We start from the raw sequence: 12,861 nt of genomic DNA on the forward strand, positions 1-12,861 counted from the left end.
ATGATATAAATTACATTGCATCGAAGATCTCTTTCTGACGTTCAGCATAAAGTTTTTCGATGGCTTCCTTACATTCTGGATTCCATGGACATAGCCTTTCAAGCTTATCGTCAGTAGTAAGATTTGTTGGAGTTTCGAGCATGAGGTATTTAAGGTAATGGTAAATATCCACGTTATTGGCCTTGGCTGTTTCAACAATGGAATAAACATAGGCGCTGGCATTTGCTCCGTTAGGAGTATCAGAGAACATCCAGTTCTTTCGTCCGGTTACAAAAGCTTTGCAGCTGCGCTCTGATGTGTTGTTATGAAAACTGGTTCCGCCATCTTCAAGATATGTGAGCAGGAACTGCTTTCTGTTCCTGATATAGGTGACAGCCTTTTCCATCCTCGAACCACGAATCGGCTTCTGGACATCAAGCCATTCCCAGAATCCATCAAGAACAGGAACTTCCTTTTCAAGACGGTATTCTTTTATGGCATCAAAAGTAACGCCCGTCTTACCATGGATCTTCTTTTCCATGTCGAAGAGCTTGTCGATATACACCAGTCCCTGTACAGCAGGCTGTGTATGATCATACTCTTTGCCCTTTGGGATGGCATCTACCAGATACCTGCGAATATGTGCCCAACAGGATGTCCGCGTGCAGTCCTTGAGTTTGTTGTATCCACTATACCCATCAGTCATCAGGTATCCGTGGAATCCCTCAAGGAATTCCTTGGCAGTGTCGCCTGCCCTGGTCTCAGAGTAATGGAACAGAACTATCTGCTGCTTATCATACTCACCGGTTCTGAAGACCCACATATATGACTTTGATTCAGGTCTTCGTCCTTTCTCTTTAAGTACCTGGACCGGAGTTTCATCGGCCATTGCGTACCTGCTTGATACAAGCTTTCGCCTAAAGTAATTGCAGAGAGGAGAAAGAAAGTCTTCAGCATTGTTGATGATCCAGTTAGCAATCGTGCCCCTGCAGATATCTACGTTGTAAAGAAGTTTGAAGTCTCGTTCCTGCCTATAAAGAGGAAGTGCATTTACATATTTCTGGTACATTACCCAGGCAACCATTCCTGCAGAAGCCATTCCATGCAGCAGGTGAGGCTTTACATCACGCCCTTTCACAATAAAAGGTTTTTCGGCGTCTTCCTTGCACTTGGGGCATCCATAAGTGATGCTGTAGTACTCGATGATCTTTATGGATGGCTTTATGATCTCTATTTCCCTGCGGACGTATTCCTCGCCTATTCTTTCAAGCGCAGTTCCACACTTGCCGCAGACGCGATCTTCTTCCGGTACATCGATATACTTTTTCTGTACCGGAACGTTCGCAAATTTATCAGCCATTTTTGATTTCTTCTTGCGGGAATGCTTTTCGACGGTTATGAATTCCTGTTCTTCCGGATCAGGCTCCGTCTTAAGAGTTTCAGCCTCATTAAAGAGACTCATCTGGCCTTCGAAGTCATCACGTTTTTCACTGGACTTGCCAAAGAGCTTCTTGGTAAGATAATCGATCTGCTCCTGCAGTACCTTTTCTCTTTCCAAATGTTCCTGCTCCTTGAGAAGATGCTCCTCCTCACGCTTGTTTAATACTTCGATCACAGCATTGAGATTCTTGATGGTCGTATTCAGTTCCTTTACATTGTCCTTCAGCTCGATGAGCTGCTGGTCCCTGGAATCCTTTGCCATGAAGGCCTCCTTACGTCTGATATATAGATTTTATCAGACATCGGAGTGAATTAATATCGGCAAATATGCCAAAGTGCTTGGAATAAAGGATCTGTATTAATCCGATTTAGGGCATTTACAAAAAGGTGCACAAATCGGGAAATGTGCGCATTAAGAGGCTCTAATGGCCTTAGGCTGCTCAATATCGATACCTGAGAGAAGCCAGTCAAACTCACGCCAGGTAAGATTTCTCACTTCGTCCTTGTTCCTTGGCCATCGATATCTTCCCTGCTCTGCAGACAACCTTTTGTAGAACAGGATAAAACCATCAGGCTCCCAAAGAAGCATCTTGAATCTGTCGGCCCTTCTACCACAGAAGAGGTAGAGTGCTCTGCTTCTAGGATCCATGTGGAGTTTATCCTCGATTATTGCACACAGACCATCAATGGACTTCCTCATGTCGGTATAGCCACAGACAATGTATATCTCATCTGCAGCTGTTATATCGCCGATCATACAAAACTCCTTAATGCTGAAAGTGTACTTGCTACAAGATCAGGATCAGCTCCGTTGCAAAGAGAGATATGTACATCTCCAAGAGATATCTCTATCATATGTGAATTGTCAAGGTGCGGTGTTACTGCAGGAACAAGTTCCTGTTGCGGCTGGATATCAGGAATGATATCCACTTTGACCACATCCTGCCTTGGCAGTGTCAGGTCATGTATATCATCTAAGCTATGAGAAGGAATTGCAAAAGAGCATTTCCGTAGCCTTTTGATAGCTGTGTTGAATGAATAACGATTAATACCATTTAATGAGCACCATTGAGCGTCCGATAAACCGCTTTTGCGGCACTCCTGGATGAGTTTGAACCACTCCTCTTTAGTACGATATTGCTTGGGATCTGACATAAGCTATCCTTTCCATGTGACACCAAAATGTAGTTCATGAGTTCAAGTGTTCACACTAAAATGTAGTCTATAGTTCAAATCCATTATGAGTGATTATTGATTGTATGGACATCCACCGGATTTTTTCGCGCTTACGATTTTTCGACTTGTATGGTGCATAACAGCTACGATTACCTGAATATATTTGGACCAAATAATTCAGGCAAAACCGCGTATCTGAATGCCTTGCGAGCATACAATTCAGAAAAGTTTGATACAGATACTTGTAACAATTATGACAGGCATTTCGTTATCTATCTGGATTTTTCTGATTTTGCTGCAATTGCCTATATAGATGCAGTTAATTATTTTAGAAAAAAGATGTCTGAACTATATCAGTCTTTGTATGAGGATGTTCAAGAAGGATTGAGTTACTATACAACGCTGGAATTTTACCTGAATGTGATTGAAGGAATAAGTGATGAAAGAGAGTTGGCAAGGAGTCTGGGGGATATTGCGCATTTTGTTAGATGTGGAAGACAAAGTCAGTACTGTTTTAGACCACTTATTCTTATAGATGAGGTCTCCAGACCACTGATTTATGCCGCAAAGTATGGATTTCTTGACGAAATGAAAGAATTCTATGATGCATTTCTGGATATTGACCATTACGAGATGGCATCTGGGATTATAACAACATCTTTTGCTCCAGCAAACACTGATGTTCATTTTGATCTGAAATACATACAGGATGTTCCGGTAAACCAATATGAACCAATGAAAAGTATATGCAAGAGTAACGGCATAGAATTGGTGGAACCCAAGAGGGAAAAGGGGAGTTTGTATAATAATAGATATTTCGATGATATCGTATCTTTGGAACAATGCCTTGATAAGCTTATAGCGGAGGAGTCTTTTATAGAATCACCACTTAGCAGGTATGAAATAGAACTATCCCCGGAAATAAAAAGCTTTGTATCAAGTAAAAGGATTCAGGTTATTGTCGATAAATACGAACATGAAAAAGCAGAGAAAAAGCGCCTGGAGAGAGAAATAATTGAATTTGAGCAGCCGTTGGCAACGGGAATAGTGATTCCATCAAGATTTGCTGGGATAAGGGAATTAGAATTTGACATAATTAAACGGGGTGAATATGACAGGATCAATGCTGTGCTTATGGAATTATATGACAAGTATGGAGCTGAAGTTTATGCACAGAATGTCTATTTTGATATCCAGCATATTGGCTATTGTTATGAGAATGAGAGCGAAATAAGAAGCGTTGTAGGAATGCTGAAGGATTACGCGGATTCAAAAGGCTGTAGTTATAGGTGCTGTATTGATGTTCGCGACCATGACTGGGCTAAGATTAAGTATGAGAGATTTGAAAACGACCCTGGATATGGAGATATGGCACTTATTAAGGTCTATATTTCTGTTATAAAATCATCGGAGATAATCCATGTTTTTGATGATGTGGTGAGATTCCTTATTGATAATGGAACTCATCGTTTTTGTGCTAAAACGGCCATTAGGGAGAGAACTGACCATATTTGTTTTTGGCTTGGCAGGGAGGATTTCTTTTTACTTGAAAAATATGTGGCGAAATATGATGAGATACTGGAAAAGACTCTTGATTTTGTACCATACAGGGGAAAGATAGGCATTACCAGAGAATTCTATTCCTGGTTAAGCTATAATAGCTTTTTATCTGAACTTATTGAGGTTTACCTTAAGGACGTTGAAGGAAGAATGGGAATTGATGTCCTTGAAATGTATTCATCTTATGTTAAGGCGTGGAATGGAGAATTGGAAGCTGATAGCGCTTTCTCAAAGAAATTTAGAGAAAGTAATGCTCAGGAACTACTTGTTCTGTTGGAAAGCTTGGATGTAATACTTGGAAAAGCAACAATAGAAGACGATAGTATTCTGCTAAGTGGTGACGGAGAACTATGGCGAGCTTTAGGAAACTCAAAGAATTGGTATGAAGTAGGCGTAAATATTAAACGGAGAATCTATTGATGTAGTTAATGAGGTTTTAAAAGAAAGCGGATTGTTGACAACAACCAAATAAATGAACACAGTTGTAACAACTGAAATAATACTACACAAACCTTATTGCCCACCCGCAATAAGGTTTCATTTTGCCCTAAATTTCATACTTTTATAATAATATTTTCACTGCCGGGGTGTTAACATGGAGGCAGGAAAAGGGATTTCTATGTTCATTTTTAAAGATAGGAGGTCGACATATGAGCGTTGGAGCAATTGGTAATAGTTACAGTTCATATTCACCCTACTCTGTGATTTCCAGCGGCGGTCAGATCAAGAGCGCAGCGCAGGATGCAGCAGGGCTCGCTATAAATAAGAAGACTGAGGCTCAGATCACAGGCCTTGATCAGGGAAAAGAGAATTTGAAGGACGCAAAGTCCGCTCTTAATATTGAAGATGGTGCTATGGAGGGCATTGCTGATTACCTTCAGAACATCAAGGAGCTGGCAATCCAGGCAAAGAACGACACTCTTTCCGATGAGGACAGGAAGTACATCCAGGGTCAGATCGATGAGTATAAGCAGGGCATTGACGACATCGCTAATGGTACTACTTATAATGAAAAGAATCTTCTGAATGGCACCACTGATAACCTGAAGATCGCAGCTGACGGAAATGGTAGCACTGCGCAGGTTTCAACAAGCAACAGCACTGTTGAGAAGCTTGGCCTTAAGGATTTCGATGTTACCAGCGGAAACTTCAATCTTGATGACATCGACAAGGCTATGGAGACCCTTCAGGATAGCAGGACCACTACAGGAACTGAGACCAACAGGGTTGAGTACGCAGCAAGCTACAATTCTAAGGCTTCTCTTGAACTCAATGGTTTCCAGATGGATCAGAATGAGGACAGAGCAATAGAGGCGCTTCAGGAGCTTAGAACAAAGCAGGCACTGGATGTTTACCAGTCACAGCTGCAGAATAAGCAGCAGGAAGACGCAGAGAGGCAGTCACAGCTCTTTTTCGCATAAGGTGCAGCCTCATATAACCTATTAACTTGACTTACGTCGAGCCCGTTGCCGGGACGGAGCATATCTTCGTTCTGGTGACGGGTTTTGTTGATTAATGTCAAAATGAAGCTTACTATTAATAATAGAAGTTTAGAAATCAAGGAGGACTTATTATGCGGATTTGGGCTCACAGAGGATGCAGTCAGATGTATCCGGAGAACACACTGACATCATTTGAGAAGGCCATGAAGGTGCCCGGAATTGCTGGCATCGAGCTGGATGTGCAGCTGACCAGGGACGGGGAGCTGGTGGTAATCCACGATGAGCGCATAGATAGGACCACTGATGGTTTTGGCTACGTTCGTGATTACACGTTAAAAGAGCTAAAGACCTTCCATATACATACCGGCAATGAGAAGGCAGAACATATTCCTACAATGAGAGAAGTACTGGAGCTGTTGTCACCAAAGCTCAAAAAATGGACAGCTGAACAGGCTGACGATCCAAGGATCAACGTGGACTTTGGAGATGGCTTAAAGTCCCAGCTTGAGCCCGGAGATCTTGGCATGCGCCTTAATATTGAGCTGAAGAACAGCGTGTATGATTATCCATCCCTGGAGCAGAAGACCATCAATATGGTCCATGAGTTCGGCGTTCAGGATGCGATCGTGTATTCAACTTTTTATGCAGAATCTCTTTTGAGAGTCCATGAGATTGATTCTCAGGCGGAGCTTGGAATGCTGGATGACAAGGTTTCTGATTGCCTCTACAAGGCTCAGGGCCTGGAAAAGAGCTTTCAGCGCACCAACAGTTCTTTTGCCGAGACACAAGACAGTGGATTCAAGTTCGCACTTCACCCCTTTGGGAATAAAATGGACATTGACAGAGAAAGATACGACGACCGTATAGTCCGTGCGTGGTTCACAGGGCACCTCTATCCGGAGAAGCCAACTGGAGGGCGTCTTAACATTTCCAAGTACGAAGCCCTTGGTATCACTGATATTTTCCTGAATGAACCCGAGAAGTATCTGGGGAATGAAATTTAATTTTATATTTCTGCGACTTTATTGAAATTTTATCTTTTTTGAGATATCCTGTGTAATATACGTATGGTTTTTTATGGAATTTTTAGAAAAGCTACAAAAATAATTAACGATATGATTGCTTGCATGATTGGTTCTTTTATAAAATGGCATTTGTGAAAGGAAGCATAATGGGTAACAATAGTTTAACTAATAATACACAGTGCCGGGCCGAGCGACAAAAGAGCACCTTTGTTGTGAAAGTCGAGTATTGCCAGAGAGGAACCTGGCAAGGAAAGGTGATCTGGGCAGAAGAGAACCGAACCGTACGTTTCAGAAGTGCACTTGAGCTTCTCAGGCTGATAAATGAGGTGGTTGGAAGCGAACAGGCGGAGGAGAAAGCGGATATACAGGCTGGCTGAAAATTTATATTTTTTTTATGGTATTTTGCAAAAACAGGTATATTTATGATTTTCTGTATGATACCCACTCGGTTAAGATATATCCATAAGAGGGGAATTGCTTATGAATAAAGAGACTTTCAATTCAAACAATTCAGGACATAAGGATAACGAGACATTTTTAGTAAAGTTCAATTCAGAGCAAAACGGAACCTGGCAGGGAAATATTTTGTGGGCTGAGGGGAATAAGACCAAGCACTTCAGAAGCGCTCTGGAGCTGATAAACCTGATCGATGAGGTGGTCAGGGACGGCAAAGGAGCACAGACCGAGAGCGACAGATCTTTTGGATGAGCGCATAGCTTTCTGATAGTAAATAACAACTGACATAAATTCTGGGGTATCCCATTTAAGAGGCCGTATGAGTTCTTCATGCGGCCTTTTTTGAAACTTAGGGGTTTGCTATTGAGAGGGCTGTTAGGTTATAATCAAAATGGTAATCAGACTAGAGAGAAATGAGAGTAAGGCACAGAAAATGAGCGAATCTAAGCAGATGCTTTTTGCGAAGAACCTGATCTGCATGTGCATAAATAGTAATGAAAATGCAGATTATCAGGGACTAATATATCATCAGTATGCAGATGATCCTATCGCCTTTGAGGGGATGACAGATTTCCTTGTTAAGGCGGAGGCTCTTTTTGATGAGTGGGACTTCCCTCAGCGGGGCCTGGCTCAGCGATATTTTAAAAAGAGCAATAGGAGTGAGATAGGTTATAAAAAGAAAAAGCTGGAGGACAAGCTACCTATCGAGATAATCCAGGAAAAGGTCGGAGTCAGAAACGTACAGAATAAAAAGGGTGAGCTTGGAACTTTTATGATCCAGGTAGTCTTCAGACAGGATGCCACCTGGCAGGGTCACATGATCCATCAGGAGGCCAATGAGAAAGTTGATTTTGTAAGTGCTCTGGAACTGATTAAATTCATAGACGGTGCGCTTTCGGGCGATAGAAAGGTTTCAGGCTAATATTGGGTAAAAGAGCTAAAGTAAGAAAAATCACAATTATAACAACTATTGCGCTGGTGTTGATTCTTGTGGCTGCGACTGTGGCTTTCAAGATTTATACCAGCCATTATTATGCTGCGGACGACAACATGGTGGCCCGGATAAGCGCCCAGGCGCAGGATAAGGTGGCAATGTTTTCGAACAATGACGGTATTTCTTTTGTGCCAAAGGACGGGAATTACAGGTCAATAATCGTGTTTTACCCGGGAGGCAAGGTGGAGTACACTGCCTACAGCGCACTTATGTATGAGCTGGCTTCCCGAGGGTTCATATGTCTTTTGATAAGAATGCCGGAGAATATTGCGATTTTGGGCTTTGACGCGGCGGATGATCTGGTTCTTGACACTGAGGAGATGAGAAAGCTGGCCGGGGATCTGGACTGGTATATGGCAGGGCATTCTTTGGGTGGAGCAGCAGCGTCCAAGTATCTGGCGGAGCATTTCGAAAAAGACACTTTGAACACGTTTGGTGGTTTGTACAAGGGTCTTATTCTTTGCGGAGCTTATCCTGCCAATGATCTGAGTAAGGCGCCGATCCGCATGCTATCTATATATGGCTCAAATGATGGTGTCATGAATAGAGAGGCGTACGAGGGGTACAGGGTTAACTGGCCTGTGGACTCTACGGAGGTTGTGATTGATGGGGGTAACCATTCATATTTCGGGTGTTATGGAATTCAGGATGGAGACGGAGAGCCCACAATAAGCAACGAACAGCAGATTAAAGAAACGGCTGATATTATTGAGGAATGGATAGGATGATCTGTTGCGCCTCTGGGGAGGCGTGAACGTGGTACTATAGGAGGGTTACGATGGATTTTCAGATTGTTGAGGTTTTTAACAGGAGTGTAACTATTGAGCTGGTCAGTGACGCGGCTTTTCGTCAGGGCCAGCCCTTTGACGTCTATATTGACGGGGAAAAGACATGTTCCACCAATCGAAACGTTGTCACCGTTGACGGACTCTTGCCTGACAGGAAGTACAAGATTGGAGTAGCTTTCGGGGATGAAGGCGGGGCTTTTGGTACCGGGGAATCTGCTGATGGCATGGTTCGCGGAAGTGACGCAGTAATGGTTGAGCGTGAGTTTGTGACAAAGCATGAGTCTGTGCTTTTAAATGTTCGCGCTTTTGGAGCAAAGGGCGATGGTGTGACTTTAGACACAGCTGCTATTCAGGCGGCAATTTGCTCCTGCCCAAAGGATGGAACTGTATATCTGCCGAAGGGTACATATTATTCGACAGCTCTTTTCTTGAAGAGTGACATGACATTGTGGCTGGATGAAGAGGCTGTGCTGTTGGGGGATACTGACAGAGAGCACTATCCGTTGCTTCCGGGAATGACTCCCACAACTGATGAGAAGGATGAGTACAATCTTTCCAGCTGGGAGGGGAATCCGCTGACCAGCTTTGCTTCACTGATCACGGCTATTGATGCGGAGAATCTGGATATTATCGGACCGGGTGTTATTGATGGAAATGCCCAGAATTCTGACTGGTGGGTTAATGCGAAAGTTAAGCGCATTGCATGGAGACCAAATGCTATTTATCTGTGTCGTTGCAAAAATGTAAGGGTGCAGAATGTGTCGGTGCAGAATTCTCCTTGCTGGACAGTGCATCCTTATTACTGTGATGATCTGGCTTTCCTGAATCTGAATATATGGAATCCTTCAGATTCGCCTAACACGGATGGTCTGGATCCAGAAAGCTCCAGCAATGTGCTGGTTCTGGGAACTGTGATTTCTGTTGGCGATGACTGCATGGCTATTAAGAGCGGAAAGTACTACATGGCTCTTAAACACCACAAGGTTACGGAGAATGTGGTGATCAGGAACTGTCTGTTTGAGAGAGGCCATGGCAGCGTGACTGTTGGGTCTGAAGCTGCCGGTGGTGTTAAGAATGTCAGGGTTTCCCAGTGCATTTTTGATGGCACAGACAGGGGACTTAGGATAAAGACAAGGCGCGGTCGTGGAGAGCGCTCTGTTCTTGATGATATTTTATTTGAGAAGATTGAGATGGATGGCGTGCATATGCCATTCACTGTGAATATGTTCTATTTCTGCGATCCGGATGGACACAGTGACTACGTGCAAAACCAGGCTCCGGCTCCTGTGGATGAAATGACACCTGTTATTGGACTCATTGCAGGACGTGATATCAATTGCCGCGGTGTTTCTGCATGCGTACTTTGTGGAGTGGGTCTTCCTGAGAGTCCTATTGGGGAGCTTAGGTTCGAGAACATCAAGGTGCAGTTCCTGCCTGAAGATGAGAGGGTGCCTGAGAGGCCTGTAATGATGGACAATTTTGACGAGATGAGTGGCAGAAGCGTTTTCGCAAGGAATGTAAAGAAGCTTGTGCTTAGGAATGTGGAGATTGCCGGTGCAGCAGATACGGATCCACAGCTTGAGGCAGTTGGCGAGCAGGTGCTTGATGGGGTGAAGTACGTTTAAGGCGTGGCTTGTTATGAGGCAAACGCCTGTTGTTATAGGGAGATGTTGTTGTGATTATTCAGGTTGAGAAAAAGGGTGGAGACTTCTGTGGTGTGCAGGAGGCTATAAATGCGGTACCTTACGGTGAGAAGGCTGAGATTCATGTGGGCGAAGGCACATTCAGGGAAAAGCTTTTTTGCGAAAAGAAAGATATTGTGATCATTGGGGCCGGCATTGACCGGACCGTGATCGACTTCGATGATTATGCTAACGAGATCATGGAGGATGGCAGCAAACGCGGTACTTTTAGAAGTTTCACCGCGTTTTTTGGCGGTGAGAGAGTCTGCGTTCGGGACATGACTATCAGGAACAGCGCCGGAGATGGGCGAGTTGTTGGTCAGGCTGTGGCTGTATATGCAGATGCGGACTTTTGCTTCTTTGAGAATGTTCGCATGGTTGGCTGCCAGGATACGTTGTTCTGCGCACCTTTGCCGGTGGCTGAGCGCCAGGCCAAGGGATTTCTCGGTCCACGTGTCTTTACGGAGCGGCGCCTGACTAAGCAGTATTTCAAGAACTGCGAGATTTCAGGTGATGTGGATTTTATTTTCGGCGGAGCAGACGCGGTATTTGATGACTGCGTTATCGTGTGTAACGACAGGGAGCATAGAGGTGCTGCTAGTGGAGAGAGGCAGCATGGCGTTGGCGTAAATGCAGGTGGGACTGCGGGAGCTGGAGTTGGCACAAGTGCAGGTGGCAGGCTGGATAAAGACCAGATCGATGTGACAGAGCGCCTTGTAAACGGCTATATTACTGCTGCTTGTGGCTTGAAGGATAATCTGGGCTTTGTGTTCAGGAATTGCAAGATCAGCGGCGCAAAAGGCTGCGAACCCGGATCTGTTTTCCTTGGCCGTCCCTGGAGAGAAGAGGCAAGGACAGTGTTCCTCAACTGTGAGATGGATGAAACTATCGCTCCTGAGCGTTTTTCCGGCTGGGGAGGGATCACCAGGGAAGAACCTGACACATTTTACGGTGAATTTGGCACCATAATGGCAGACAGAAGTGTATCTGAGACTGAATTCACGGAACAGGCTGATGTAGTTAAACATGTCGATCTTTCAGGGAAGAACCCGTGGGTTAAAGATATTGATGAGGAAATGGCTGCGGAACTGTCTGCCAGAGCCAATGAAGTTGTGAAGATCGTGGCTAGGTAAGCGCATGGGGTCAACTATGAAAGGGAAGAAACGATTCCTCCGGAAAATTATGCTTTTCGCCTTGATGGCGCTGTTGCTGGTTGGATGCGGGAAGAAAACGCAGGAAGCACAGGCGCCTTCGCAGCAGGTGGAACTGGCAGTTGTGGCAGACGGTGCAGAGACGAAAGTCACATCCAGAGAAAACAGTGGCAGTGTTGGCACATCGAGCGAGGAAGGCTCAGGTGCTGAAAATACAGAAACAGTAGGCGACTCCGGAAGCTCAGAGCCTCAGGTGGTGGCAGTTAGTGATGACTTGCCAGACGAAGATGGTATCTACACTGATAAGGATGAACTGGCGTTGTACATTCATACCTATGGACATCTGCCATCGAACTTTATCACTAAGAAAGAAGCTAAGGCGTTGGGATGGTCCGGAGGATCTGTCGAGGACTATGCAGAAGGTAAGAGCATTGGCGGAGACAGGTTTGGTAATTATGAAGGCCTTTTGCCGGATGGCAAGTATTACGAATGTGATGTGGACACGCTAGGTAAAAAGAGCCGAGGCGCTAAGCGGCTCATATATAGCAAAGATGGAGCAGTCTGGTACACAGAGGACCACTACGAGACCTTTGAACAGCTCTACGAGCCGCGAGATAATTAAGGAGAAACGCATGGAACAGGTTTTTTACTTAGACTTAAAGGGAATAGAATCCAAAGAAGACCTTCACAAGCTTCTTGCGCGGGAACTTCCACTTCCAGAGTGCTATGGCGCCAATTTAGATGCCTTCTATGATGTCCTGACTGAGCAAGGTGACGGCTGGAATCTGATTTTCTATAACACGCCCAAAGAGCGTCAGGCTGATCCGGATAACCGGGAATTTTCCACCTATCTTTCTAAGTTCCAAAGCATGTGCCAGGATGCGTGCGATGAACTGGAGGGCCTTAAAATCAGGTTTTTTTAAGGCTGTCGCTTGGAAGATGATGAATAGGCGCCTGAAACGCCGAAAACTAAAAACCGTTTGACAACTTTACAAAAGTCACCTAATATATTTCTATTGATAAGAGGGAGTAGCTGGCTGGCGTAAGTTGGCTGCCGGATCCGTCAGGACGATGCAAAGGAGCATCCGAATCCGGCCTAAGGTATATTCTTTACTGACAGCAAGACTTTTATCGTAGCTTTGCGCTATGATAGGGTCTTTTTTTATGT

At 44.5% G+C, this 12,861-nt stretch carries 14 protein-coding genes; 11 read left to right on the forward strand and 3 right to left on the reverse strand.

Translation table 11 applies throughout. The features are described from left to right. Nucleotides 1-10: 10 nt before the first annotated feature. The 3 genes from tnpC to tnpA form a co-directional block, all read right to left on the reverse strand. On the reverse strand, nucleotides 11-1,681 hold the full coding sequence (gene tnpC, locus BO18_RS09530) for an IS66 family transposase (protein ID WP_051688621.1): 1,671 nt from the start codon (nucleotides 1,679-1,681) through the stop codon (nucleotides 11-13). 150 nt (nucleotides 1,682-1,831) lie between these two features. Then, entirely contained in the window at nucleotides 1,832-2,176 is a 345-nt protein-coding gene (gene tnpB / locus BO18_RS09535; RefSeq protein WP_024864678.1) for an IS66 family insertion sequence element accessory protein TnpB, read from the reverse strand. Next, nucleotides 2,173-2,574, reverse strand: a complete 402-nt coding sequence (gene tnpA, locus BO18_RS34830; RefSeq protein ID WP_185752389.1) for an IS66 family insertion sequence element accessory protein TnpA — start codon at nucleotides 2,572-2,574, stop codon at nucleotides 2,173-2,175. Before tnpA ends, tnpB begins: the two co-directional genes overlap by 4 nt. Before the next feature lie 150 nt (nucleotides 2,575-2,724). On the opposite strand from tnpA, the gene BO18_RS09540 reads away from it, so the two are divergent. The 11 genes from BO18_RS09540 to BO18_RS09590 all read left to right on the forward strand — a co-directional run bounded on the left by BO18_RS09540 (nucleotide 2,725) and on the right by BO18_RS09590 (nucleotide 12,616). Continuing rightward, nucleotides 2,725-4,575, forward strand: a complete 1,851-nt coding sequence (locus tag BO18_RS09540; protein ID WP_185752390.1) for a hypothetical protein — start codon at nucleotides 2,725-2,727, stop codon at nucleotides 4,573-4,575. 230 nt (nucleotides 4,576-4,805) lie between these two features. Next, a complete protein-coding gene (locus BO18_RS09545) occupies nucleotides 4,806-5,576 on the forward strand; it encodes a flagellin (protein WP_034445675.1) in 771 nt (256 codons plus the stop codon). Between the two features lie 152 nt (nucleotides 5,577-5,728). Beyond that, the gene (locus tag BO18_RS09550) at nucleotides 5,729-6,601 is read left to right on the forward strand and encodes a glycerophosphodiester phosphodiesterase family protein (RefSeq protein ID WP_034445677.1); all 873 of its coding nucleotides are present in this window, start codon (nucleotides 5,729-5,731) and stop codon (nucleotides 6,599-6,601) included. A gap of 167 nt (nucleotides 6,602-6,768) precedes the next feature. Beyond that, nucleotides 6,769-6,999 (forward strand): hypothetical protein, encoded by a 231-nt coding sequence (locus BO18_RS09555; protein WP_034445679.1) that lies wholly within the window; start codon nucleotides 6,769-6,771, stop codon nucleotides 6,997-6,999. A 103-nt stretch (nucleotides 7,000-7,102) separates the two neighbouring features. Next, a complete protein-coding gene (locus tag BO18_RS09560) occupies nucleotides 7,103-7,330 on the forward strand; it encodes a hypothetical protein (RefSeq protein ID WP_034445681.1) in 228 nt (75 codons plus the stop codon). A gap of 181 nt (nucleotides 7,331-7,511) precedes the next feature. Then, nucleotides 7,512-8,000, forward strand: a complete 489-nt coding sequence (locus BO18_RS32625; RefSeq protein WP_066738278.1) for a hypothetical protein — start codon at nucleotides 7,512-7,514, stop codon at nucleotides 7,998-8,000. Nucleotides 8,001-8,080: 80 nt separating this feature from the next. Next, nucleotides 8,081-8,800: an alpha/beta hydrolase gene (locus tag BO18_RS09570; protein ID WP_185752391.1), complete on the forward strand. Its 720-nt coding sequence runs from the start codon at nucleotides 8,081-8,083 to the stop codon at nucleotides 8,798-8,800. Nucleotides 8,801-8,850: 50 nt separating this feature from the next. Next, nucleotides 8,851-10,485, forward strand: a complete 1,635-nt coding sequence (locus tag BO18_RS09575; protein WP_034445683.1) for a glycoside hydrolase family 28 protein — start codon at nucleotides 8,851-8,853, stop codon at nucleotides 10,483-10,485. Nucleotides 10,486-10,535: 50 nt separating this feature from the next. Then, entirely contained in the window at nucleotides 10,536-11,675 is a 1,140-nt protein-coding gene (locus BO18_RS09580) for a pectinesterase family protein (RefSeq protein ID WP_051688624.1), read from the forward strand. Nucleotides 11,676-11,724: 49 nt separating this feature from the next. Further along, nucleotides 11,725-12,315, forward strand: coding sequence for a ribonuclease domain-containing protein (locus BO18_RS09585; RefSeq protein WP_242856540.1), 591 nt, complete (start codon nucleotides 11,725-11,727; stop codon nucleotides 12,313-12,315). A 10-nt stretch (nucleotides 12,316-12,325) separates the two neighbouring features. Then, nucleotides 12,326-12,616 carry a barstar family protein gene (locus BO18_RS09590; RefSeq protein WP_034445687.1) on the forward strand — a complete coding sequence of 97 codons (291 nt, stop codon included), beginning with the start codon at nucleotides 12,326-12,328 and terminating at the stop codon, nucleotides 12,614-12,616. Nucleotides 12,617-12,861: the final 245 nt, after the last annotated feature.

Source organism: Butyrivibrio sp. AE2032 (assembly GCF_000702965.1).

What these genes read in the sequence shown, in the direction of transcription:
- BO18_RS32625 (WP_066738278.1), top strand. Translation starts at nt 7,512, where the DNA reads ATGAGCGAATCTAAGCAGATGCTTTTTGCGAAGAACCTGATCTGCATG.
- tnpC (WP_051688621.1), bottom strand. Translation starts at nt 1,681, where the DNA reads ATGGCAAAGGATTCCAGGGACCAGCAGCTCATCGAGCTGAAGGACAAT.
- tnpA (WP_185752389.1), bottom strand. Translation starts at nt 2,574, where the DNA reads ATGTCAGATCCCAAGCAATATCGTACTAAAGAGGAGTGGTTCAAACTC.
- BO18_RS09540 (WP_185752390.1), top strand. Translation starts at nt 2,725, where the DNA reads ATGGTGCATAACAGCTACGATTACCTGAATATATTTGGACCAAATAAT.
- tnpB (WP_024864678.1), bottom strand. Translation starts at nt 2,176, where the DNA reads ATGATCGGCGATATAACAGCTGCAGATGAGATATACATTGTCTGTGGC.
- BO18_RS09590 (WP_034445687.1), top strand. Translation starts at nt 12,326, where the DNA reads ATGGAACAGGTTTTTTACTTAGACTTAAAGGGAATAGAATCCAAAGAA.
- BO18_RS09585 (WP_242856540.1), top strand. Translation starts at nt 11,725, where the DNA reads ATGCTTTTCGCCTTGATGGCGCTGTTGCTGGTTGGATGCGGGAAGAAA.
- BO18_RS09550 (WP_034445677.1), top strand. Translation starts at nt 5,729, where the DNA reads ATGCGGATTTGGGCTCACAGAGGATGCAGTCAGATGTATCCGGAGAAC.
- BO18_RS09545 (WP_034445675.1), top strand. Translation starts at nt 4,806, where the DNA reads ATGAGCGTTGGAGCAATTGGTAATAGTTACAGTTCATATTCACCCTAC.
- BO18_RS09560 (WP_034445681.1), top strand. Translation starts at nt 7,103, where the DNA reads ATGAATAAAGAGACTTTCAATTCAAACAATTCAGGACATAAGGATAAC.
- BO18_RS09575 (WP_034445683.1), top strand. Translation starts at nt 8,851, where the DNA reads ATGGATTTTCAGATTGTTGAGGTTTTTAACAGGAGTGTAACTATTGAG.
- BO18_RS09555 (WP_034445679.1), top strand. Translation starts at nt 6,769, where the DNA reads ATGGGTAACAATAGTTTAACTAATAATACACAGTGCCGGGCCGAGCGA.